The following is an 18,701-nucleotide window of genomic DNA, read 5'->3' on the forward strand; positions in this document are numbered from 1 at the left end:
CCCCGGGGCACCGGCCGCGCGTGGTTCAGATCTTCTGGTTGGGCCCGACCGCGACGCAGCGGTGGCCGGTGCGCGACAGCTCGGCGCAGGCCTTGCGCGCTGCCTTTTCGCTGATCCCCGTCAGGCGGGCGCGGTAGACCTTGCCCTCCGCGGACTTCGCCTCGACCACGTTGCGCTTGGCGCCGCGCAGCAGGCCGGGCGCCTGCTTCATCGCCTGGGCGACCGCCCGGTCGCCAGCGGCCCGGCTCTCGAACGCGCCGACCTGAACGCCCCAGCCGGCCCCGGAAGTGGACGGCGCCTTCTCGGCCTTTGCCACGGCGGGCTGCGCCAGGACCGGCTTCTCGGCCGGCTTGCGCGCGGCCGGCTTCTCCGCCGCCTTCAGACTGGCGAGCTGGACCTTCGCCTCCTCCCGCTTGGCACGGGCGACGGCGGGGGCGGGAGCCTCCTCGCGGCGCACGCCGAAGGCGTCGTCGAGCAGCGCCGCCATGCGGTTGTCGCGCGCCACGGCGCTCTTCCCGCCGAGCACCACGGCGACGAGGCGCCGCCCGTCACGCACGGCCGAGGCCGCGAGATTGAAGCCCGATGCGTTGGTGTAACCGGTCTTGATGCCGTCCATGCCCTCGTAGCGGGACATCAGGCGGTTGTGGTTGGCCAGGGACCGGCCGCCATAGACGAAGCTCCGGCGGCTGAAATACGGGTAGTATTTGGAATGGTCGCTGAGCATGGCGCGCGACAGCACCGCGAAGTCGCGGGCGGTCGTCACCTGTTCCATGTTCGGCAGGCCCGAGGCGTTCTTGAACACGGTGTTGCGCATGCCGAGGTCACGCGCCCGGCGCGTCATCATCTGCGCGAAGGCTTCCTCCGTGCCGGCATGGGCCTCCGCCAGGACCACGGCGGCGTCGTTCGCCGACTTGGTGACCAGGGCGAGGATCGCCTGCTCCACCCGCAGCGTCTGCCCCGCGCGCACGCCGAGTTTGGTCGGCGTCATGCTCTGGGCATGGGCCGACACCGGCAGCATCTGGTCCAGCGTCAGCCGCCCGGCGTCCAGCGCCTCGAAGGTCAGATACAGCGTCATCATCTTGGTGAGGGACGCCGGATGGGCAATCGCGTCCGCGTCATCCTCGTGCAGGACTTCGCCCGTGCGGGCGTCGACCACGATGGCCGCGTATTTCGCGGCCAAGGCGGGGATGGACGTCAGCACCGTCCCGGAGGCCGCCACCGCGGCCATCATCCCCAAAGCGAAACGCCCGAACGCCAAACCCCTTTGGCTCCGCCCCTCCGCCGCCGGCCGCGCGCTTGACGCGAATCGGAACAAACCGGAAAGAGCGGCGCTTCGCAACACCCGCATGATGCCCCCGCAAAAGGCTTTTAGCCGCCAGTTGGTACAATGGTAAATTCGTGATGAATCAGTGTCTAGCAGGAATTCGTTAACTGGACGCTTCGGCTTTGCCGGGGCCTCTGTGACGAAATTGGGGCCGGGCGAAATCGGGGTAGAAGCGGGAACGCGGCGGGCCGTTCGCCGATTCCCGGTGTTGTGTCGCGAGGCGCGGCTTTCCCGCCGCGACCGCGAGGCGCTCCATATGGAAAGGCCCATCATGGACAGCAGGGCACGCACGCGATCCCATTTGGTCCTGGGCGCATGGCTTGCGGCGGCTCCCGCCTTGGCCGGCTGCGCCTCCACCGTGCCGGAGGGCACCGCGGCGCCGCAGCGGCTGAGCTGGCTGGGCTACCTGAACGGGGAGGACCTGCGCGCGGTCTGCACCAAGGGGTCGGCGGAACGGTACCGGCTGGTCTTCAACGCCGATTACAACCAGAACATCCGCACCTTCGACGTGACCGGCGATCCCGACATGAGCGGGGCGCGGGTCGAGGCGCGGGTCATCCAGGCGACCGACATCGCGCGCGTCCACCAGACCGATCCCCTGGCCCCGGAGCACGCGCGGGTGGAGAAGGCGCGGATGACCGCGCAGCAGTTCGCGCTGTTCGCGCTGCGCCTTTACGAGAGCGGCGCCTTCGAACCGATGCCGACGAACCAGCAGACCTCCGCCGACGGGGTCTACTGGCTGGCCACCGGCTGCCGTGGCGGCAACTGGTTCTTCAACGTCTATCCGTTTCCGAACGACAGCTTCGCCGACGTCCGGGCCAAGGGCCGGCGCGCCGACGGCTAGCGGCGCCCCCCTTTGGCCCGGACGGGATCAGGCCGGCTCCTCGGCCTTGTGCAGCCCGTTGGGCAGGAGCGTCTCCACCCAGGGGCCGTCCGGCATGCGGCGCGCCAGTTCGGTGATGTTGCGGTTCCACCAGAGCCGCTGCTCGACCAGGTCGTCATAGTCGAAGTTCGACTGGCGCCAGCTGCGCTGCGCCGCGTCGAAGGACACCATGTCGATCGGGAAGCCGACGTCGTTCGAGGAGAAGCGCGTGCTGTCGAAGGACAGGTAGGCGAGCTTCAGCGCCGTCTGCATGTCCGTGTTGTAGGTCAGGGCGCGGTCCAGGATCGGCTTGCCATAGGCGGTGGCGCCGATGGACAGGTAGGGGGTGCGCTCGTCCACCTCGACCCAGTTCCCTTCCGGATAGACCAGGAACATGTAGGGCTCGGGGTCCTTGGCGAGTTGCCCGCCGATGATGGCGTGCAGGTTGAAGTGCAGCTTGGAGTTCTCCAGCGCCTCCCGGTCCTCGACCGCCACCGTGCGCAGGCAGCTCGTGAAGGCGGCGACCGCTTCCAGCATCGTGCCGTAGCTTTCCCCCTGGCGCTGCGCCATGTCGCGGCGAAGGTAGGCCAAGGTCTTGTCGCGCACGCTCCGGAGACCGGAATTCATGATGAAGAAGCGCTCGCCGCCGGTGCCCATCATGGTCACCTTGCGCGCGGAGGAAAGCTGCGACCCGCTCGTGATGCGGCCGTCGGAAAGTCCGATCAGCCCGTCGCGGGTCTTGATGCCGAGACAATAGGTCATGGAGCGGCTAGCCCGGTGGAGAGTGTTGCGCGATGAAACCCGATGGCGCCCTGCCGAACCGTCCTTGACCTTACCGTCCTTGACCGTCGGCCGAAGCGCCAGCCGGCCCCGGATGGTGAAGGATACAGCACCATCGTTGGTAAAGCTTCCGTAAAGGCTGACAGGGTGGCGGAGCGGGGACCCGCCCACAACGGCACAAACCGGAAACGATGGGGTCATGATTGTACGAAGTTCCTGGGTGCGGCGCACAAATCCGCCGTTGACAGGCCCGGCCACCGTCACCACGCTGTTGGTGCTGCGCCACGGCAAGGATCATGAAGCGGAGACTGCGGCAGGGACGGTGACCGCGCGCGCCGCCACTTATGTTGCACTGCACAAAATTTCCTTGACGGGGCGGCTTCCATGCCTCATTTATAATCATGTTGCGGTGCACCATCCGCTGCGCCGCAGCCGCCCGCCGGAACCGGGGGCGAAATTCCGGACCTCCGCGATCCGGCCGCCAATGGCTGGGGCCGGGCCGCCCACGAACCATCTTGTGACACCGAGGAGCCGACCATGACCGAGACCGCCACCGTCACCCAAGCCACCGCCCAGGCCTTCCAGGACACCTTCGCCAAGAGCAAGTCCGACATGGAAGGCGTGATGAAGGCCCAGCAGGAGCAGCTCCAGAAGGCCGCCTCGCAGATCACCAAGGGCTTCGAGGACCTGACCGCCTTCACGAAGGGCAACGTCGAGGCCGTCGTCGCCTCCAGCACGATCGCCGCGAAGGGTGCCGAGGAGATGGGCCGGCAGGTCGCAGCCTTCACCCAGACCTCCTTCGAGAAGAGCCTCGCCGCCGGCAAGGCGATGATGGGCGTGAAGACCATCCAGGAGCTGGCCACGCTCCAGCACGGCTTCGCCCAGTCCAGCTTCGACACGATGGTCAACGAGATGACCCGTCTCCAGGAGCTGTCGGTGAAGGTCGCCGGCGAGGCGATGGCCCCGCTGAACGCCCGCGTCAACCTCGCGGTCGAGACCCTGGCCAAGCCCCTGAACGGCCCGGTCAACGGCTCGATGAACGGCTGAGGCCGGACGTCCCGGGACGCCCCTCGAGGGGACCGGCGGGAAGGACTATGCCGGGCGTACAGGTTCGCCGGACGCTCCGCCCTCCCCGCCTAGACGATCCCTGGTCTTTGGAAAGCCCGGCGGCCTCGTGCCCGCCGGGCTTTCGCCATTTCGAGGTATGATGGACCGGTGCCGCGCGGCGGGATCTCTCCCAAATGGGGAAAGCCTCAATTCCGCCCCTTCCCTCCGCGCCATTAGTTCTCATATCATTCCTAGCGACGCACTTCGCGATGATCACCTGTTGAGACCATGGCCGATTCCGACAATCACGGTGACGAGGGCAGTTCCACTGGCGTGGTCATAAAGGCCAAGCCTAAGACTAAAAAGCCTTCGATGTATAAGGTCTTGATGTTGAACGACGACTACACACCTATGGAATTCGTCGTTCACGTGCTCGAGCGCTTCTTTTCCAAGTCGCGCGAAGAGGCGACGCAGATCATGCTGCACGTTCACCGCCGGGGTGTGGGGTTGTGCGGCGTGTTCACCTACGAGGTGGCGGAAACGAAAGTTACGCAGGTGATGGACTTCGCGCGCCAGCATCAGCATCCGCTGCAGTGTACGCTAGAAAAGGATTAGCCCCACTCATGCTGTCGCGTAACCTGGAACAGACGCTGCATCGAGCCCTGGCCCACGCGAACGAGCGCAGGCACGAATACGCGACGCTGGAACATCTTCTGCTCGCGTTGACCGAGGACTCCGATGCCACTGCCGTCTTGCGCGCATGCGGTGTCGATCTGGACCGCCTGCGTGCCGAACTGTCGGACTATCTCGACAACGAGCTTGCCAACCTGATCACCAACCGGCCCGACGACGCCAAGCCCACGGCCGGTTTCCAGCGCGTCCTCCAGCGCGCGGCCATTCACGTCCAATCGTCCGGGCGCGAAGAGGTGACGGGAGCAAATGTGCTCGTAGCGCTGTTCTCTGAACGCGAGAGCCACGCGGTCTATTTCCTGCAGGAGCAGGAGATGACCCGGTTCGATGCGGTCAACTACATCTCTCACGGGATCGCAAAGGCTCCGGGCCGCTCGGAAAACAAGCGGGTCACCGGGGCCGACGATGACGCGGCGGCGGAGAAGGTCGTGAAAAAAGGCAGCGAAGCCCTCGAGGCTTATTGCGTCAATCTCAACAAGAAGGCGGCGAGCGGGAAGATCGATCCGCTGATCGGCCGGGAGCAGGAGGTCGAGCGGACCATCCAGATCCTGTGCCGCCGGTCGAAGAACAACCCGCTCTATGTCGGCGACCCCGGTGTCGGCAAGACCGCCATCGCCGAGGGGCTGGCGCGCCGCATCGTCCATGGCGAAGTGCCGGAAGTGCTGAAGACCGCCACGATCTTCTCGCTCGACATGGGTTCGCTGCTGGCCGGCACGCGCTACCGCGGCGATTTCGAGGAGCGGCTGAAGGCCGTGGTCTCGGAGCTGGAGGCGCATGACGGGGCCATCCTCTTCATCGACGAGATCCACACGGTGATCGGCGCGGGCGCCACCTCGGGCGGCGCCATGGACGCCTCGAACCTGCTCAAGCCGGCGCTTGCCTCGGGTGCCCTGCGCTGCGTCGGTTCGACGACCTACAAGGAATACCGCAACTACTTCGAGAAGGACCGCGCGCTGGTGCGGCGCTTCCAGAAGATCGACGTCAACGAGCCGTCGATCGACGACGCGATCAAGATCCTCCAGGGGATCAAGCCCTACTACGAGAAGCACCACCGCGTCCGCTACACCAACGACGCCGTGCGCTCGGCGGTGGAGCTGTCGGCGAAGTACATCAGCGACCGCAAGCTGCCGGACAAGGCCATCGACATCATCGACGAGGTCGGCGCCGCGCAGATGCTGCTGCCGGAGTCCAAGCGCAAGAAGACCATCTCCGTGAAGGACGTGGAGGCGGTGATCGCCAAGATCGCCCGCATCCCGCCGAAGTCGGTGAGCCGCGACGACAAGGAGACGCTCCTGAACCTGGAGCGCGACCTGAAGACCATGGTCTTCGGCCAGGACCGGGCCATCGACGCTCTGGTCTCCGCGATCAAGCTGGCGCGGGCCGGCCTGCGCGAGCCGGAGAAGCCCATCGGCAACTATCTCTTCACCGGCCCGACCGGCGTCGGCAAGACCGAGGTGGCCCGCCAGCTCGCCATGACGCTGGGCATCGAGCTGACCCGCTTCGACATGTCGGAGTACATGGAGCGGCACACCGTGTCGCGGCTGATTGGCGCCCCTCCGGGCTATGTCGGCTTCGACCAGGGCGGCATGCTGACCGACGCCATCGACCAGCACCCGCACTGCGTCCTGCTGCTGGACGAGATCGAGAAGGCCCACCCGGACCTCTTCAACATCCTCCTGCAGATCATGGACCACGGCAAGCTGACCGACCACAACGGCAAGGTCGTGGACTTCCGCAACGTGATCCTGATCATGACCTCGAACGCGGGCGCCTCGGACATGGCGAAGCCGGCCATCGGCTTCGAGCGCGAGCGCCGGGTGGACGAGGACAAGGAGGCCGTGGAACGGCTGTTCACGCCGGAGTTCCGCAACCGCCTGGACGCGATCATCCCCTTCGCTCCGCTGACCCAGGAGGTCATCAGCCGCGTGGTCGACAAGTTCGTCATGCAGCTGGAAGCGCAGCTGGAGGACCGCGGCGTCTCGATCGAGCTGTCGGAAGCCGCCCGCGACTGGCTGGGCCGCAAGGGGTACGATCCCCTTTACGGCGCCCGCCCGCTCGGACGCGTCATCCAGGAGCACATCAAGAAGCCGCTCGCCGAGGAGCTGCTGTTCGGCAAGCTGGCGAAGGGTGGCCTCGTCAAGATCGGCCTCGCGGACGACAAGCCGTCCTTCGAGTACACAGAGGGCTCCCGCGTCAAGCGCCGCCCGGACGAGGACGAGGACGACCTGATCCACGAAATGGTCGAGTAAGGCGCCGCGCCGAGAACCCTCGGATCGAGGCCCGTGATGAAGCAGCAGGGGGACCGAAAGGTCCCCCTGTTTTTTGCGTGCTCCGCTTCGGCGCGGGGGAATGGCCCCCGTGGTGCCGCCGGACGGCCTTCACGCGCGTTCAGCGGGGAGGCCAAGCTTGGCCAGCTGCTGTTCCACATGCTGCGTCACGCGCAGGCGGCTCTCGCCATACACCGAGGGCACGGGGGCGAGCGCCCGTTTCAACACGGCGGACAGTCCCTCCCGCGGAAGGAGCGGGTCCGCGAAGGCCGATGCCAGGATCGCAGCCTCATACCCGTCGAGCTGCGGAAAGAAATCGCGGATCAGCTGGGCGCGGATCAGGTTCACGGCGGCCGCGACGACGCCCGACCGCGACATGTTTCCGCCGTACCAGCGGTAGCGGACCAGCGTCCTGTCGAGGTTTCCGAAGACCGCGCCGGCCCGCATCGCGTCGATCCAGAAGGCGAGGTCTTCCGCGGCAAGGAAGGACGGGTTGTAGCGCAGCCTCCGCCGCTCCAGAAGGCTGCGCCGGAAACAGGACGTCGGGTTGTAGATGTTGCCCCGCGCGATCAGGAAATTCGCCTTTATGTCCTCGTCCCGCTGCCAGGCGGGCGCCAGGCTGTTGACCTTTCCGAAGATCTCGATCCCGCCGCCGCAGACCTCCACCTCGGGGTTCTTCTCGAGATAGGCGAGTTGCGCCGACAGGCGGTCCGGTAGCGCCACGTCGTCGCAGTCCATCCGCGCGATGAACTGCCCGCGCGCGAGGCTGAGTCCGATGTTGGCGGCGGATGCGATCCCGAAGTTGGCCGGATTGCGGATGAGCGCGATGCGCGCATCCGCGAAGCCCGCGACGATGGCTGCCGTCCGGTCCGATGATCCGTCATCGATGACGATGAACTCGAAATCCGGCATGTCCTGGGCCAGGATCGAGCCGATGGCCTCGCCGATGAAACTCTCGCCGTTGCAAGCCGTCATGACGACCGAGAGCAGCGGCGTCATCGCGAGTCTCCGCCGGCCTGGCATAGTCGGCTCATCGGACAGGTCCCCTCCGGTTGATCGAGGGCGCATCATACCGCCCTCCCCGGAAAAGGCCCATCTTCCTGAGACACCGCGCGGCGGCCGGGACGGGCTTCACCGGTCCAAGGCCCTACTCCTCGCCCTCCCGGCGGTAGGGTGACAGCTCCGCCAGCGCCTCGATCTCGGCCTCGACGGCCGCCCGTTCGCGGCGCAGGAAATCCTTCACCGCGCGGCCGAGCGCCGGATCGGCGATCCAGTGGGCGCTGTAGGTCGTGACCGGCAGGTATCCACGCTGGATCTTGTGCTCGCCCTGCGCGCCCGCTTCCACCCGTTTCAGCCCCCGCGCGATGGCGAAGTCCAGTGCGGCGTAGTAGCAGGCCTCGAAATGCAGGAAGCGGTAGCTGCCGTCAGAGCCCCAGTTGCGGCCATACAGAGTGTCCTCGCCCAGAAGGTTGAGGGCGCCGGCGACCCACTCCCCGCCGTCCTCGCACATCACCAGCACCACCTGGTCGGCCATGGTCTCGCCGAGCAGGCGGAAGAATTCCGGCGTGAGATAGCCGCCGCCCCATTTGCGGTCGGTCGTGTCCATGTAGAAGCGGTGGAAGGCGTCCCAATGCTCCGCCTTCAGGTCCGCGCCGGTGAGGGTGTGGAGCCGCACCCCGCTCTCGGCGACCGAACGCCGCTCCTTGCGGATGGCCTTGCGCTTGCGGGAGTTCAGGGCGCCGAGGAAATCATCGAAGCTGCCGTAGCCCCGGTTCTCCCAATGGTACTGGACACCGGTCCGCCGCAGCCAGCCGGCCTCCCCCAGCCGGGACCAGTCGCGCTCCGCCGGAAAGGTGACATGGACGGAGGAGACGCCGTACCGCCGCGCCACCTCCTCCATGGCTTCGATCAGGGCGGCGGCGACCGCCTCCCCCGCCTCGGGCGCGATCAGCAGGCGTGGCCCCGGCACCGGCGTGAAGGGCACCGCAACCTGGAGCTTGGGGTAATAGCGCCCGCCCGCCTCCTCGTAGGCGCGGGCCCAGCCATGGTCGAAGACATACTCGCCCATGGAATGGCTCTTCAGGTACATCGGGACGGCGCCGACCATGCGGCCGGAGGCGTCGAACGCCGCAAGATGGCTCGGCCGCCAGCCCGTCCGCGCGACGGCCGACCCGGATTCCTCCAGCGCCAGAAGGAAGGCGTGGCGCAGGAACGGGTTGCCGGGTCCCGCGCACCGGTCCCAGCCGGCCGGATCCGCCAGGCCGATCCCGGTCAGCACCTTGACCGTGACGGTGTTGTCGCTCGCGTCGGGCATGGCGCTCCTCTCCCCTGCTTCCGGGGCTCCCTTCCCCGGGACCCTCTCCCGGATGCTTCGCCAAGGGAGGTGGGCAGCACGCCGCACCGCGGCAAGGCGGGGCACGGCTGTCATGCCCCGGCCGGCCTGGCGCCCCGGACGCTGTGGTGGGTCAGGCGATTTCGAAGATGGCGTCAACCTCGACCGCCACGTTGGCCGGCAGCGACGGGGCGCCAACGGCGGCGCGGGCGTGCTTGCCGGCCTCGCCGAACACGTCCAGCATCAGCTCCGACGCGCCGTTGATCACGGCGGGGTGGTCGTGGAAATCCGCCCCGGAATTCACGAAGCCGCCGAGGCGCAGCACCCGCACGACCCGGTCGAGGTCGCCGCCCAGCGCGGCGCGCGCCTGCGCCAGGATGTTCAGGCCGCACAGCCTTGCGGCTTCCCTTCCCTGCTCGACGGTGAAGTCCTGCCCGACCTTGCCGATGAACTTGCGCTCGCCGTTCCACACCGTGATCTGGCCGGACACATAGAGCGTGTTGCCCGAGATGGTGGTGGGCACATAGGCCGCCACCGGCGCCGCCGCCTGCGGCAGTTCGATTCCCAGTTCCTTCAGTCGCGCGTCGATCCGTCCGGACATGCCTCGTCATTCTCCCTGTGGTGGGGCCGGTCGCCCCCTGTGAAGGACGCCTCCGGCGGCCGGCGGAGCCGGGACACGGCGCGAAGGCCCACCCTTGGCGTCAGCCCCGACGATAGCCGCGCCGGAGCGGTGCTCCAAGCCCCTTCCCGCGGCGGCGGGCGCCAGAGGGAATGGTGGGAAGATTCGTCCACGGGGCCGGGACGAGTCCCCTCTTCTGCCCGGCAAACTTTTCCATGCGCTTCCCGGCAGCTTCCGCCGCCGGACGGGCGCGTGATGGCCGCATGACGGCGGGCGCACGGCCGAAAGCCATAGGAATCAAGGCCGAAACCGCAGGCGGCCCGGCTCTCCGGAGAGTTGGCACGGCGCTTGATACTAAGAAAGCGAACGCAAATGCCCGTTGCCTCGCCCGGTTTCAAGCACCAGTCGCGAGGCGAGCCTCAGAAGGAGACTTGGAGCCATGGCCATCAACGACGTCGCCCTCACCGCTTCCATGCGCACCAACCTGCTGCAGCTGCAGAAGGTTGACGGCCAGATCGCGCAGAAGCAGAACATCCTCGCCACCGGAAACAAGATCAACTCGGCGCTGGATGGCCCGACGTCGTTCTTCGCCGCCAAGGGCCTGACCCAGCGCGCCGGCGACCTGACCGCCCTCAAGGACTCCATGGGCCAGGCGGTCAGCACCATCAAGGCGGCCGACAAGGGCGTCACCGCGATCACCTCGATGATCGAGCAGGCCAAGGGCCTGACGACCGCCGCCTACTCCGCGCTGGGCGACGACGCCGGCTCGATCGCCACCCGCAAGTCGCTGGCCGCCCAGTTCAACGGCCTGAAGGAGCAGATCGACAAGCTCGCCGCCGACTCCGGCTACGCCGGCAAGAACCTGCTGGCGGGCGACGGCATGCGCCTCGACGCGACCAGCTCGTCGCGCGCCGCGGTGAACAGCATCGTCGGCGTCGACAACGCCCGCGTCACCAACGTCGTGTCCACCGACACCTACATGCTGCGCGTGAAGGGCGACGGCTCGATCGAAGCCAAGGCGGGCGACATCGCCGACGCCGAACAGGCGCACGGCCTGATCGGGCTGAAGCTGTCCGGCACGATGAGCTCCAGCTTCGGCAACTTCTCCGACGTCCAGGTCGAGGTGCGCGGCGCCGAGGGCCGCGAGCGTTCCTTCATCCTCTCGGATGGCGAGGAATCGCGCACCATCAACTACTTCGACAACAGCCAGACGGTCTCCGCCGACCTCAAGACGGCCGCCAAGAGCGGCACCGCCCAGGTCAGCTCGGTGACGATCAGCGGCACGATCGAGGAAGGCGACATCTTCACCATCACGGTCGAGAACCAGACCTTCACCTACAAGGCGACGGCCGGCGACACGATGATCGGCGAGGACGCCCGCGAGGAGGTCGCGACGCGGCTGCAGGAGTCGATCAGTAACGCCCTGCTATCCGGCGGCCGCCTGTCCAGTTCGGACCTGGCGACCGTCAGCTTCGACGGCAACACCGTCACGCTCACCGGCCAGACCACGACCGGCGTCATCCGCGACGTTTCCGTCAGCGCGAAGGCCGAGAACGCCCTGACCAAGCGCATCTCCGAGAGCTTCGCCTCGGGCACGATCGTGTCCTTCACGGTCGACCGCAAGCAGCTCGAGAACGCGGCCAACGGCGGCAACGGCATCTCCAGCATCCAGAAGATGGTGGACATCTCGGTCGAGGTCACCAACCTGACCGGCAACACCGTGACCCGCAGCGGCATGTCGGACCGTGGCGCCGGGAAGCTGGGTGATGGCGAGCAGTCCTTCGTCTTCGACAGCGGCACCGTCCGCTTCAAGCTGGACGAAGGCGAGATCATGCAGGCGGCGACCGCGAACGCGGCGGCCAACATCGTCACCACCCAGGTCACGGACTCCAACACGTCCAACGACCTGACGGTGCAGCTGAACGAGCGCAACACCAACGCCATCACGGTGGAGTCGCAGAACCTGTCCACCAGCGGCCAGGGCCTGCGGCTCGACTTCGCCACCAACGACTGGACCGACCGCGCCGACATCGACAACGCGGTGAAGAGCATCGACTTCGCCCAGCAGAGGCTGCGGTCGGCGTCGCAGAACCTCTCGACGAACCTGAACGTCATCACGACCCGCGAGAGCTTCACCAAGGAGTTCAGCGACGTTCTGGTCGAAGGCGCCAACAAGCTGACGCTGGCCGACCAGAACGAGGAGGGCGCGAGCCTGCTGATGCTGCAGACGCGGCAGCAGCTCGGCACCATCGCCCTCTCGCTGGCCAACCAGTCCCAGCAGTCCATCCTCCGCCTGTTCTAACCGGCGGGAACGGACCAAAGGAAAGGGCGCCCCCTCGGGGGCGCCCTTCTTCGTTTCGGCCGTCAAGCCGGCGCGCGGCCGTTCCGGCGCCCGGCCCGGCGGTTCTCATACCGGGTTCGGAAAATTCCGGCCTCCGAACCCGGTATAGGGCCGCGACTGCGGCCCCGCGCCCCGCCCCCTGCGCCACGGGGCGCGGCAGTCCTGACCACAGGTCAGGACTTCATGAAAATCGTATCAATGCGTTTCGGCGAAGGTGATGCAGGCCACGCCGAAATTGCCCATCTGGTCGTACGGCATGGGGATCGCCAGGCGGTCGGTGCGGGACGGGCCGCTGCGGTCCACGTGGCAGAACACCAGCGCGTTCACGCTGGAACCCATGGTCTGGAGCATCACCTCGTTGTACCAGTGGGGCTCGCCCCGGATGGTCATCTCCAGCGGGGCGGTGACGCTGACGAACAGGCCGCTCGACGCGTTGTGCAGGAGCGAGTTGGCGACGCAGATCATGCCGACCCGCCGCAGCTCGCCAAGCGGCAGGCGGATCTGGAAGAGCGGCGAGCCCCCGGCCTCCTCGCCGTAGAGCGTGACGAAATCGCGGGTCTTGCTGGACCAGTCCAGGCCGAAGTCGGTGAGCGGGCTGTCGTCTTCCGAACCGAGGCGAACACTCTGAGGCTGGGGGATCGACGTGCGGGACCGCATGGGAATTCTCCGTCAGTGTGTTCCAACCAGAACAACCGTGACGGCGCCAGGATCGCGGGCGTGGCCGCCGGGATCACAAGACGCAAGCGGGATCAGCGGGTTGCCGCTTCGACCAGCTTGCGGGCATCCTCGAACAGCTGTCTGCGGGGTTCCGGCAGCGTGTACATCATGTGCCCGCCCGCGTAGACCGGCAGCGTCACGCGCTCACGCTGCCCGTCCGGCAGTTCCAGCCGGTTGGCGATCCAGCGCGACGCCATGTAGGGGGTGATCAGGTCAGTCAGCCCGTGGGCGATCATCACGCGCAGCGACGGCTGAAGGGACAGCACCTCCTGCAGTTCCTCGACGGCGCTGGGATAGGCTTGGCGCGGCCAGTCCCAGGCACGGTTGACCCGGTCGCTGAGCAGCCGGAACGGCGTGTCGGTGCGGAAGCCCAGATCCCCCGCCGCGTAGCCGGCGAAGGCGGTGGAATAGACGGGCTCCGTGCCGGCGAGGAAGGGGTCGAAGGGCGGGCGCCCCGCACCGGGGGTGGGATCGGCCCCGGTGAAGGTTCCGTCATAGACGCTGGCGATCAACCCTCGCTCGCGCAGGATCTCCCGGGTGAAGAGCCCGCTGGGAATGCGGCCGCGGTTGCGCTCGACCAGCTCCGGGGGCAGGCCGACGGTGCGGGCGACCTCCGCGAAGAAGGGCCGGGCTTCCTCCAGCCGGCCGAGGTCGAGCCGTGCCAGCCCGGTGACGTAGCCATTCAGGGCGAAGGTCTCCGCCGTGCGGGCCGCCTCCTGCGGCGTGCCCGGCGCCTTGCCGTGCGCCGCCGCCGAGGCGGCGAGCGACGGCAGGGTCAGCATCGGCGCCAGCAGCGCGTCGTCGCGGATGGTGGCGAAGTCGATGACCGGCGAGACCATGATCAGCCCGTTGACCGCGATGCCCGCCTGGTCGTGCAGCTCCTCCGCCATGGCGGCGATGCGGAAGCCGCCGTAGCTCTCCCCCACCAGGAACTTCGGCGACGCCCAGCGCCCGTTGCGCGCCGTCCAGAGCCGCACGGCCTCCGACAAGGAGCGGGCGTCGGCCTCGACACCCCAGAAGCGCTTCTCGGCCTCCTCCCCCGGCTCGGTCGCGCGGCTGTAGCCGGTACCGACCGGGTCGATGAAGACGAGGTCGGTGAAGGCGAGCCAGCTGTCCGGGTTCTCCACCACCGGGGCAGGCACCGGCGGCAGGGCGCCGTCCGGCCCGAAGCTCACCACCTTCGGCCCGAGCGCGCCCAGATGCAGATAGGCCGAGGCGGCCCCCGGCCCGCCGTTGAAGACGAAGGCGACCGGCCGCTTGTCCGGCTCCGCCCCGTCCAGCGTGTAGGTCGTGGTGAAGAGGCGCGCGGCGACCTTCTCCTCCGCCCCGGCGGTGAGCGGCAGGAACTCCACCGTCGCCGTGTAGGCGAGCGCGCCCTCCGGACGGTTCAGGCTGTGGCGGGTGACCGTGCGCTGCGCGTCGAAGCCGGCGGGCGCCGTGGCCCGCTCGGCCTTTTCCGGCGGCTTGTCCGGGGCCTTCTCCTGCGCCCAGGCGGCGGGCGGAAACCCCAGGGCGAGCGGCAGGGCCAGGGCGAGGGCGAGACGGCGCAGCGGATGCATGACGGCTCCCGGATGGGTTGGGCGTCCCCCGCATATTGCGGCGGCCCACCCCCACGGCAAGCCGCCGCCGGCCGGAAGCTCTTAGAGGACGCGGCCGGTCAGGCCCGCCGACAGCGCCGTCAGCCCGGCCAGCAGGATCACGTAGAGCGCGACATCGAACAGCGGCGGGTGCCAGACCCAGCCATAGACGCCCAGCGCGCGCAGGCCCCGCCGCACCAGCCGCGACAGCCCCCAGGCGACGACCGCCAGGATCAGCAGCGGGGAGACGAACAGCCCGTAAAGGTCGATTTCACCGATCATGCAATGGCCTCCGCGACGGCGGGCGCGCCCACCGCCTCTTGGGGGAAGAGGCTGCGGCGCAGCCCCGCCAGGGCGACCACCGCCCGCTCCCGCTCCGGCGAGGCGGGAATCCGTGCGACGCCCGCATAGGCGCCGTCGAGCGCGGCGCGCAGCTCGTCCGAAGGCGTCGCCGAGGACGCACCGGCCAGCCGCCGGAAATGCCGCTCCACCTGCCCCAGCAGCCCCCGGAGGAGCGGTTCGGCGGGTGCGCCGAGGGCGGCGCGCGCCCGTTGCAGCTCCGCGACGTTCAGCCCGATCCGCAGGTCGTTCACCGCGTCGGCGGCGGCGAGGTCGTCCTGCGGCCCGGCCAGCGCGAGGCGCGGCGCCAGCAGCCCGACCCGGTCCAGCATGCGGTTCTCGAAGCCCCCCATGGGCGGGGCGGTCCGGGCGGCGGCGAGCGCGGCGATCTCCCGCCAGCCGGCGCGCAGGAGGCGCCGGGCGCTCCAGCTCGCCCCGACCGAGCGGCACAGCCGCGTCACCAGCATGGCGATGACGATGCCCACGACCTGCGCGATGCTGCTGTTCAGGAAGGAGGAGAAGTCGGCCGTGCCGGTGTCGAGCAGGCTGAGCGCGCCGGCCACCCCGAAGATCAGCGCCATGGCCGGCCCCATGGTCGCCGGGCGCGCCACATAGGCGCCGAGCAGCAGGAAGGTGGGCGCGAGGCTGAGCGCCAGCATCGGGAAGCCGTCGAGCGCCGGCAGGATCACCAGCAGATAGACGGCGGCGACCGGCAGCGACAGCAGGGTGAAGACCAGGAACAGCCGGATGCCCGGCACGGGATCGTCCATGGCCGCGAAGAAGCTGCAGAAGACCGCGACCATCATCGCCGCCGCCCAGCCGAAGGACCAGCCCGTGAGGATCCAGAAGGCGCAGACCACGACGATGCCCAGCGCGGCCGCCGCCGCCGACCACAACGCCATTCCATGGTCCAGATGGAACACATCGCGCGACCGGGCGCGGGTCAGCGGATCCAGATGGTCCGGCAGGGCATGGTTGCCGGTGCGGATGCCTTCCCGAAGCTCCCGGCAGTCCTGGTGGATGTTTATCAGCGCACGCAGGCGGCTCACGAGGCTGAGCAGGACGGCGTCGCGCCAGGCGGCACCTTCCGCGATGGGCGGGGCGAGGCGGTCGAGCGCGGCGTGGAGCCGGTCGCGGGCGGCCTCGTCCGCAGCCTCGTTCCCGACCCAGCCCCGGATGTCCTCCAGCACCCCTTCCAGCTCCGGCGGCAGCCTTCCGTCGGCGCCGCGCAGGACGGCCAGCCGGTCCTCGATGGCGGCGAGGATCGGCAGCAGATAGGCCAGCCGGTCCTGCAACGCACGGATGGGCCGCGTCATCCAGCGCAGGTCGGACGTGTCGTAGGGCAGATGGGTGGACATGACGCGCAGCTCGGTCACGTCGCGGGCGAGCCTCTGCCGCTCGCGGGAGAGTTGGGACTCGCCGGTGCCCGAAAGGGCATCAATGGTCCAGCGCTCCGCGTCGCGCAGGGTCGCGTTCAGCCGCCCGACCAGCACGGGGCCGAGGCTCTGCGGCAGGATCAGGCTGTGCACCAGCGTCGCGCAGAGGATGCCCAGCGTGATCTCCTCCACCCGCGCCAGTGCCGTGTCGAAAATGGCTGCGGGCGTGCCGATGCCCTGGAAGCCGACCAGCCCGACCGAATAGCCGGCCAGCATGAACATGTAGCCGCGCGGCGTGCGGTCGAGCAGCGAGACGTAGAGGCAGAGCGCCACCCACAGGGCGAGCGCCAGGGTCAGCAGCTCCGGCGCGTCCACGAGGTTCGGCACCAGCACGACCGCCGCCGCCGAGCCCAGCACCGTGCCGCCGACCCGGTAGGCCGCCTTGGAGCGCACCGCGCCCGTCAGCGGGCCGGAGACGACATAGGCGGTCAGCATCGCCCAGAAGGGGCGCGGCTGGCCCATCGCCATGGCGATGTAGAGCGCCAGCATCGAGCCCGCGAAGGATTTCGCCGAGAAAAGCGCCTCGGCCAGGCTGGGCGGTTTCATCGCGCGGCGGCGCCCGCCACCGGGGCTGCCGTTCCGGCCGGGGCCTCATCCAGCACCTCGACCGTGGCGGTGCGGCCGGCGACCAGGACGTGCGGGTCGGGCACCTCGTCCAACGCGATGCGGACGGGAACGCGCTGGGCCAGCCGCACCCAGTTGAAGGTCGGGTTGACGCTGGGCAGCAGCCCTGTCCCCTCCGTCCGGTCGCGGTCAACGATGCCGCGGGTGATGCTGTCCACATGGCCGCGGATGGGCGTTGCCACCCCCATGACGGTGACCAGCACCGGCGCCCCGGCGCGGATGCGCGACAGCTTGGTTTCCTCGAAATAGCCCATGACGTGGAAAGCCGCCCGGTCCACCAGCGCGATCACCCCCTGCCCGACCGACACGTAGTTCCCGGCCTTGAGCTGGAGGTTGGTGACGTAGCCGTCCACCGTCGCCCGGACCTCCGTCCGCTCCAGGTTGAAGCGGGCGAGGTCCAGCGCCGCCTCCGCCTGCCGGGCGGCGGCCTCGGCCTTCGACGTCGCCGCCGCGACCTCCTGCCGCTGGGCGATGGACACGACGTTGCTGCCCAGATGCTCGTAGCGGTTCGCCTCCGCCTGGCGGAAGCGCAGCTCGGCCCGCGCGCTCTCCAGGTTGGCCTCGGCCTGCTCCACGGCCAGCCGGTAGCGGCCGGGATCGACCAGGAACAGCACGTCCCCCCGGCGGATCTCCTGGTTGTCGGTCACCCGCACCTCCGTCACCAGCCCGGCCACGTCGGAGGCGACCTGGACCACGTCGGTGCGCACCCGCCCGTCCCGCGTCCAGGGCTCGTTCATGTAGTAGTCCCACAGCCACCAGCCGGCGGTACAGGCGACGGCGACCACGAGAAGCGTCACCGCGACGCGGGACAGGGAGCGTAGAAGGTTCAAGGCATCATTCCTTTTCACCGGATCTTCACCGGGCCTTTGCGCCGGGACTCCGGACGGGGCCTCACGGCCGGTCGTTCCTGCCGGTGTTCTTGGTGTTGCTTTTGGCGTTCGTTCCGATGGAGGTCAGCACCCGGTAGCAGGCCTCCACCTCGGCCCCCTCGTTCCCCTGGAGCAGGCGCCGCCGCACCCCGTCGAGCACCGCGTTGACCCGCCCCAGCAGCGCCCGCCCTTCATCGGTCAGGTGCAACGTCTTGGCCCGCCGGTCCCCCGCATCCTCCCGCCGCTCCACCAGCCCGGCCCCCTCCAGGCTGTCCAGCATCCGCACGAGCGACGGCCCCTCCACCCCCATCTCCTCCGCCAGCTCCCGCTGCCGCATCCCGTCGCCAAGCTCGTTCAGCAGCATCAGCGGCGTGATCACCGAACTGGAAAACCCGCACTCCGCCAGCACCTTGTTCGCCTCCCGGCGCCACAGATGCGCCGCACGGAACAGGTGAAGGCCGAAGCTGGGCGGCAGGGTGATGGGGGTGTTTTGTTGCATGGCTATTAGATAGCCTTGCTATTGGATTGGGCAAGGGGCTTGGTGGGGAGGGTGTGGGGAACAAAGGAGTTGAGGGTCCTGCCCAGGCTCTTTGCTGGTCCTGTCCTACGCATTACCGTGCAGATGGCAGGGACAGGCAGGAGGGCCGCATGACCGCATTTGGGCGCAAGGACGCGGACGATGTTGGGACGTCCAAGAAGCTCACCGACATCACCGGGACTATCCGGAATTTCGTGCTCGGCGGGGGCGATTTCAGTTTCAGGCGCTCATGGCCTTTGTGAAGCGCTCACCGAACATGATGGCCATCTGTGCCTTGGCGGCCGTCCATTCGCGGGCTGACATCTTCCAGTCTTTCTCGGCACGGTTCAAGACGAGAAA

At 68.5% G+C, this 18,701-nt stretch carries 16 protein-coding genes; 5 read left to right on the forward strand and 11 right to left on the reverse strand.

All coding sequences use genetic code 11. From position 1 onward, the window contains the following. Positions 1 to 25 precede the first annotated feature (25 nt). A complete protein-coding gene (locus tag JUB11_RS27045; protein WP_247887358.1) occupies positions 26 to 1,228 on the reverse strand; it encodes a D-alanyl-D-alanine carboxypeptidase in 1,203 nt (400 codons plus the stop codon). A gap of 367 nt (positions 1,229 to 1,595) precedes the next feature. Here JUB11_RS27045 and JUB11_RS27050 point away from each other — a divergent pair, with 367 nt between their 5' ends. After that, positions 1,596 to 2,168 carry a hypothetical protein gene (locus JUB11_RS27050; protein WP_207461905.1) on the forward strand — a complete coding sequence of 191 codons (573 nt, stop codon included), beginning with the start codon at positions 1,596 to 1,598 and terminating at the stop codon, positions 2,166 to 2,168. 27 nt (positions 2,169 to 2,195) lie between these two features. Here JUB11_RS27050 and JUB11_RS27055 read toward each other — a convergent pair whose 3' ends face one another. Continuing rightward, positions 2,196 to 2,948: a peptidase gene (locus JUB11_RS27055; RefSeq protein WP_207461906.1), complete on the reverse strand. Its 753-nt coding sequence runs from the start codon at positions 2,946 to 2,948 to the stop codon at positions 2,196 to 2,198. A 555-nt stretch (positions 2,949 to 3,503) separates the two neighbouring features. Here JUB11_RS27055 and JUB11_RS27060 point away from each other — a divergent pair. The 3 genes from JUB11_RS27060 to clpA all read left to right on the forward strand — a co-directional run bounded on the left by JUB11_RS27060 (position 3,504) and on the right by clpA (position 6,952). After that, complete coding sequence (locus JUB11_RS27060; protein ID WP_207461907.1) at positions 3,504 to 4,013, forward strand: phasin family protein; 510 nt, start codon at positions 3,504 to 3,506, stop codon at positions 4,011 to 4,013. A gap of 288 nt (positions 4,014 to 4,301) precedes the next feature. Next, positions 4,302 to 4,628: an ATP-dependent Clp protease adapter ClpS gene (clpS, locus tag JUB11_RS27065; protein ID WP_207461908.1), complete on the forward strand. Its 327-nt coding sequence runs from the start codon at positions 4,302 to 4,304 to the stop codon at positions 4,626 to 4,628. Positions 4,629 to 4,636: 8 nt separating this feature from the next. Then, positions 4,637 to 6,952, forward strand: a complete 2,316-nt coding sequence (gene clpA / locus JUB11_RS27070; protein WP_207461909.1) for an ATP-dependent Clp protease ATP-binding subunit ClpA — start codon at positions 4,637 to 4,639, stop codon at positions 6,950 to 6,952. Positions 6,953 to 7,081: 129 nt separating this feature from the next. Here the strand turns inward: clpA and JUB11_RS27075 are convergent, their stop codons facing one another. From JUB11_RS27075 to JUB11_RS27085, 3 genes are all read right to left on the reverse strand, one after another. Next, entirely contained in the window at positions 7,082 to 7,969 is an 888-nt protein-coding gene (locus JUB11_RS27075; RefSeq protein ID WP_207461910.1) for a glycosyltransferase family 2 protein, read from the reverse strand. Between the two features lie 148 nt (positions 7,970 to 8,117). After that, the gene (locus JUB11_RS27080; RefSeq protein ID WP_207461911.1) at positions 8,118 to 9,284 is read right to left on the reverse strand and encodes a GNAT family N-acetyltransferase; all 1,167 of its coding nucleotides are present in this window, start codon (positions 9,282 to 9,284) and stop codon (positions 8,118 to 8,120) included. A gap of 151 nt (positions 9,285 to 9,435) precedes the next feature. Continuing rightward, positions 9,436 to 9,903: a RidA family protein gene (locus JUB11_RS27085; protein WP_207461912.1), complete on the reverse strand. Its 468-nt coding sequence runs from the start codon at positions 9,901 to 9,903 to the stop codon at positions 9,436 to 9,438. Positions 9,904 to 10,360: 457 nt separating this feature from the next. Here JUB11_RS27085 and JUB11_RS27090 point away from each other — a divergent pair, with 457 nt between their 5' ends. After that, a complete protein-coding gene (locus JUB11_RS27090; protein WP_207461913.1) occupies positions 10,361 to 12,223 on the forward strand; it encodes a flagellin in 1,863 nt (620 codons plus the stop codon). 234 nt (positions 12,224 to 12,457) lie between these two features. Here the strand turns inward: JUB11_RS27090 and JUB11_RS27095 are convergent, their stop codons facing one another. The 6 genes from JUB11_RS27095 to JUB11_RS27120 all read right to left on the reverse strand — a co-directional run bounded on the left by JUB11_RS27095 (position 12,458) and on the right by JUB11_RS27120 (position 18,323). Then, a complete protein-coding gene (locus tag JUB11_RS27095; RefSeq protein ID WP_207461914.1) occupies positions 12,458 to 12,919 on the reverse strand; it encodes a hypothetical protein in 462 nt (153 codons plus the stop codon). Positions 12,920 to 13,011: 92 nt separating this feature from the next. Then, on the reverse strand, positions 13,012 to 14,538 hold the full coding sequence (locus JUB11_RS27100; RefSeq protein ID WP_207461915.1) for a septum formation initiator: 1,527 nt from the start codon (positions 14,536 to 14,538) through the stop codon (positions 13,012 to 13,014). An 81-nt stretch (positions 14,539 to 14,619) separates the two neighbouring features. Then, complete coding sequence (locus tag JUB11_RS27105) at positions 14,620 to 14,838, reverse strand: DUF1656 domain-containing protein (RefSeq protein WP_207461916.1); 219 nt, start codon at positions 14,836 to 14,838, stop codon at positions 14,620 to 14,622. Further along, positions 14,835 to 16,877, reverse strand: a complete 2,043-nt coding sequence (locus JUB11_RS27110) for an FUSC family protein (protein ID WP_207461917.1) — start codon at positions 16,875 to 16,877, stop codon at positions 14,835 to 14,837. The genes JUB11_RS27105 and JUB11_RS27110 overlap by 4 nt, the downstream gene beginning before the upstream one ends. Further along, positions 16,874 to 17,785: an HlyD family secretion protein gene (locus JUB11_RS27115; RefSeq protein WP_247887352.1), complete on the reverse strand. Its 912-nt coding sequence runs from the start codon at positions 17,783 to 17,785 to the stop codon at positions 16,874 to 16,876. The genes JUB11_RS27110 and JUB11_RS27115 overlap by 4 nt, the downstream gene beginning before the upstream one ends. A 61-nt stretch (positions 17,786 to 17,846) precedes the next feature. Continuing rightward, positions 17,847 to 18,323, reverse strand: coding sequence for a MarR family transcriptional regulator (locus JUB11_RS27120; RefSeq protein WP_207461918.1), 477 nt, complete (start codon positions 18,321 to 18,323; stop codon positions 17,847 to 17,849). Positions 18,324 to 18,701 lie beyond the last annotated feature (378 nt).

The sequence above is a fragment of the Azospirillum sp. SYSU D00513 genome (assembly GCF_017356015.1).
Classification (GTDB): Bacteria; Pseudomonadota; Alphaproteobacteria; order Azospirillales; family Azospirillaceae; genus Azospirillum.

What these genes read in the sequence shown, in the direction of transcription:
- JUB11_RS27050 (WP_207461905.1), top strand. Translation starts at nt 1,596, where the DNA reads ATGGACAGCAGGGCACGCACGCGATCCCATTTGGTCCTGGGCGCATGG.
- JUB11_RS27080 (WP_207461911.1), bottom strand. Translation starts at nt 9,284, where the DNA reads ATGCCCGACGCGAGCGACAACACCGTCACGGTCAAGGTGCTGACCGGG.
- JUB11_RS27075 (WP_207461910.1), bottom strand. Translation starts at nt 7,969, where the DNA reads ATGACGCCGCTGCTCTCGGTCGTCATGACGGCTTGCAACGGCGAGAGT.
- JUB11_RS27095 (WP_207461914.1), bottom strand. Translation starts at nt 12,919, where the DNA reads ATGCGGTCCCGCACGTCGATCCCCCAGCCTCAGAGTGTTCGCCTCGGT.
- JUB11_RS27060 (WP_207461907.1), top strand. Translation starts at nt 3,504, where the DNA reads ATGACCGAGACCGCCACCGTCACCCAAGCCACCGCCCAGGCCTTCCAG.
- JUB11_RS27110 (WP_207461917.1), bottom strand. Translation starts at nt 16,877, where the DNA reads ATGAAACCGCCCAGCCTGGCCGAGGCGCTTTTCTCGGCGAAATCCTTC.
- JUB11_RS27085 (WP_207461912.1), bottom strand. Translation starts at nt 9,903, where the DNA reads ATGTCCGGACGGATCGACGCGCGACTGAAGGAACTGGGAATCGAACTG.
- clpS (WP_207461908.1), top strand. Translation starts at nt 4,302, where the DNA reads ATGGCCGATTCCGACAATCACGGTGACGAGGGCAGTTCCACTGGCGTG.
- JUB11_RS27045 (WP_247887358.1), bottom strand. Translation starts at nt 1,228, where the DNA reads ATGGCCGCGGTGGCGGCCTCCGGGACGGTGCTGACGTCCATCCCCGCC.
- JUB11_RS27105 (WP_207461916.1), bottom strand. Translation starts at nt 14,838, where the DNA reads ATGATCGGTGAAATCGACCTTTACGGGCTGTTCGTCTCCCCGCTGCTG.
- JUB11_RS27090 (WP_207461913.1), top strand. Translation starts at nt 10,361, where the DNA reads ATGGCCATCAACGACGTCGCCCTCACCGCTTCCATGCGCACCAACCTG.
- JUB11_RS27055 (WP_207461906.1), bottom strand. Translation starts at nt 2,948, where the DNA reads ATGACCTATTGTCTCGGCATCAAGACCCGCGACGGGCTGATCGGACTT.
- clpA (WP_207461909.1), top strand. Translation starts at nt 4,637, where the DNA reads ATGCTGTCGCGTAACCTGGAACAGACGCTGCATCGAGCCCTGGCCCAC.
- JUB11_RS27120 (WP_207461918.1), bottom strand. Translation starts at nt 18,323, where the DNA reads ATGCAACAAAACACCCCCATCACCCTGCCGCCCAGCTTCGGCCTTCAC.
- JUB11_RS27100 (WP_207461915.1), bottom strand. Translation starts at nt 14,538, where the DNA reads ATGCATCCGCTGCGCCGTCTCGCCCTCGCCCTGGCCCTGCCGCTCGCC.